Origin of the sequence: Pseudomonas sp. NDM, assembly GCF_003105095.1 — a bacterium.
GTDB lineage: Bacteria > Pseudomonadota > Gammaproteobacteria > Pseudomonadales > Pseudomonadaceae > Aquipseudomonas > Aquipseudomonas moraviensis_A.
Genome location: NZ_QETJ01000271.1, coordinates 1 through 3,463 on the forward strand (window position 1 = coordinate 1; position 3,463 = coordinate 3,463).

Annotated in this window: 2 protein-coding genes; both read left to right on the forward strand. The window is 61.9% G+C overall.

Translation table 11 applies throughout. The features are described from left to right. The first annotated feature begins 303 nt into the window (after positions 1-303). Positions 304-2,718: an endopeptidase La gene (lon, locus tag DCO47_RS26205; RefSeq protein WP_116659244.1), complete on the forward strand. Its 2,415-nt coding sequence runs from the start codon at positions 304-306 to the stop codon at positions 2,716-2,718. Between the two features lie 281 nt (positions 2,719-2,999). Further along, on the forward strand, positions 3,000-3,392 hold the full coding sequence (locus tag DCO47_RS26210; protein ID WP_064364364.1) for a protease inhibitor I42 family protein: 393 nt from the start codon (positions 3,000-3,002) through the stop codon (positions 3,390-3,392). The last annotated feature ends 71 nt before the right edge of the window (positions 3,393-3,463 follow it).

Below are 3,463 nucleotides of genomic sequence, written 5' to 3' on the forward strand. Positions count from 1 at the left end.
CCGGAGCCGCTGCGCCAGGATCGATCCCGCAGCGAAGGAACCCCGAGCCCCAGCGAGCGGGCCGAACGTCAGGGCGAAGACCTTTTGGTTCCTTTTGGGGCGTTTGCCAAAAGGGACTCGCCGTAAGGGCGAAACCGCCAGCCGCAACACCCAAAAAAACGGATATTCACACAATCCCCCAGAGCATGGCCGGCCCAAAGGCCGCCAAGGTCCCCTGAACACAAGCAGAAACACACCCGCCCCATTGCAACCACCCCACCCCTGCCCCATCTAACACCCCATACCCCATTGCGCAGGTGCCCCATGACCGACCAGCAAGATCGCCCGGACAACCACGACGACTACGAAACCGACCACATCGAACACACCTCCTCCGGCACCGGCCTGGCGCTGCCCGGGCAAAACCTGCCGGACAAGGTCTACATCATCCCGATCCACAACCGCCCATTCTTCCCGGCCCAGGTCCTGCCAGTCATCGTCAACGAAGAACCCTGGGCCGAAACCCTCGAACTGGTCAGCAAATCCGAACATCACTCCCTGGCCCTGTTCTTCATGGACACGCCCCAGGAAGACCCGCGCCACTTCGACACCGGCGCCCTCCCCGAATACGGCACGCTGGTCAAAGTCCACCATGCCAGCCGCGAGAACGGCAAACTGCAATTCGTCGCCCAAGGCCTGAGCCGCGTGCGCATCAAGACCTGGCTCAAGCATCACCGCCCGCCCTATCTGGTCGAAGTCGAATACCCGCACCAGCCCACCGAGCCGACCGACGAGGTCAAGGCCTACGGCATGGCGCTGATCAATGCGATCAAGGAGCTGCTGCCGCTCAACCCGCTGTACAGCGAAGAGCTGAAGAACTACCTCAACCGCTTCAGCCCCAACGACCCGTCGCCGCTGACCGACTTCGCCGCCGCGCTGACGTCCGCCACCGGCCCCGAGCTGCAGGAAGTGCTCGACTGCGTGCCGATGCTCAAGCGCATGGAAAAAGTCCTGCCGATGCTGCGCAAGGAAGTCGAAGTCGCGCGCCTGCAAAAAGAGATCTCAGCCGAAGTTAACCGCAAGATCGGCGAGCATCAGCGCGAGTTCTTCCTCAAGGAACAACTCAAGGTCATCCAGCAGGAACTCGGCCTGACCAAGGACGACCGCAGCGCCGACCTCGAACAGTTCCAGCAGCGCCTCGAAGGCAAAACCCTGCCGGCGCAGGTGCAGAAACGCCTCGAAGAAGAAACCCACAAACTGTCGATCCTCGAAACCGGCTCGCCGGAATACGCGGTCACGCGCAATTACCTGGACTGGGCCACTTCGGTGCCGTGGGGCGTGTACGGCGAAGACAAACTCGACCTCAAGCACGCACGCAAAGTCCTCGACAAGCACCACGCGGGTCTGGACGACATCAAGGATCGCATCCTCGAATTCCTCGCCGTCGGTGCCTACAAAGGCGAAATCAGCGGCTCGATCGTGCTGCTGGTCGGCCCGCCGGGCGTGGGTAAAACCAGCGTCGGCAAATCCATCGCCGAATCCCTCGGCCGGCCGTTCTACCGTTTCAGCGTCGGCGGCATGCGCGACGAAGCCGAGATCAAGGGCCACCGCCGCACTTACATCGGCGCACAGCCGGGCAAGTTGGTGCAGGCGTTGAAAGACGTCGAAGTGATGAACCCGGTGATCATGCTCGACGAGATCGACAAGATGGGCCAGAGCTACCAGGGCGACCCGGCCTCGGCGTTGCTGGAAACCCTCGATCCTGAGCAGAACGTCGAATTCCTCGACCACTATCTCGACCTGCGCATGGACCTGTCGAAAGTCCTCTTCGTGTGCACCGCCAACACCCTCGACTCGATTCCCGGCCCACTGCTCGACCGCATGGAAGTGATTCGTCTGTCGGGCTACATCACCGAAGAGAAAGTCGCCATCGCCAAGCGTCACCTGTGGCCGAAGCTGCTGGAAAAGGCCGGCGTGTCGAAAGGCAGCCTGAGCATCAGTGACACCGCGCTCAAAGCCCTGATCGACGGCTACGCCCGAGAAGCCGGCGTGCGTCAGCTGGAAAAGCAGATGGGCAAACTCGTGCGCAAAGCGGTGATGAAGCTGATCGACGATCCGAAAGCGGTGATCAAACTCGGGCCGAAAGACCTCGAAGCGTCACTGGGGCACCCGGTGTTCCGCAATGAACAAGTGCTGTCCGGCACCGGGGTGATCACCGGCCTGGCGTGGACCAGCATGGGCGGCGCGACCCTGCCGATCGAAGCCACCCGGATTCATACGCTTAACCGTGGGTTCAAGCTCACCGGGCAACTCGGCGATGTGATGAAGGAATCGGCAGAAATCGCCTACAGCTACGTCAGCTCGCACCTCAAGCAGTTTGGTGGTGATGCGAAGTTCTTCGACGAAGCCTTCGTCCACCTGCATGTGCCGGAAGGCGCGACGCCGAAGGACGGCCCAAGTGCCGGCGTGACCATGGCCAGCGCCCTGCTCTCCCTCGCACGCAATCAACCGCCGAAAAAAGGCGTGGCGATGACTGGCGAATTGACCCTGACCGGGCATGTGCTGCCGATCGGCGGCGTGCGCGAGAAGGTGATCGCGGCGCGGCGGCAGAAGATTTTCGAATTGATTCTGCCGGAGCCGAACCGGGGTAACTTCGAGGAATTGCCGGATTATCTGAAGGAAGGGATTACCGTGCACTTTGCCAAGCGGTTTGCCGATGTGGCGAAGGTGCTGTTCTAACCGGTCGCCCCTCACCCCTGCCCTCTCCCCGAGGAGAGGGAGCCAACCGAGGCGTCTTGAGTCGTCCATCGACCTGAAAGACCGGGTCGATTATGGATTCGGTGATGCGCGTTCATATCGGCGTATTTCGCCAATATCCCTCAGTCAGTCCCCTCTCCCTTTGGGAGAGGGCTAGGGTGAGGGCTTGGCGTCAGTTGGGTCAACGCGGCACCCGTCTGTCACACTTTGCCTCATCTTCAGTTATGCTCGCCGTTCGTCGTAACCGCCGGAGCTGCTGACCCATGTCCCCCACCCGCCTGTTTCTCCCCCTCGCCCTTTGCTTGCTGGCCGCTTGCGCCACGCAACCGAAACACAACGTGACCGTGGAAAAACAAAGCGAATGCCCCGTGCGGCTCACGACCGGGCAAAACCTGATCATCACCCTGCCGAGCAACCCGACCACGGGCTATCGCTGGGCAATCCAGGATTCCGCTGGCGGCGTATTGCGTGCGCTCAGCCCGGAGGTCTACAGCAACCCGGAAGACGCCGGCGTGGTCGGTGCTGCAGGTGTGTCGACCTGGCGGTTCCAGGCATTCGCGGCCGGCACCGGGCGTTTGCGCCTGACCTCGCAACAACCCTGGGCACCGGAAGTGCTGCCCGTGGAAACCTTTGACTGCGCCATTTCAGTGAACTGACTGCGGGAAACCGATTCTGGCTTCTTCGCGAGCAGGCTCGCTCCCACAGGACACCACGATCCCCCTGTGGG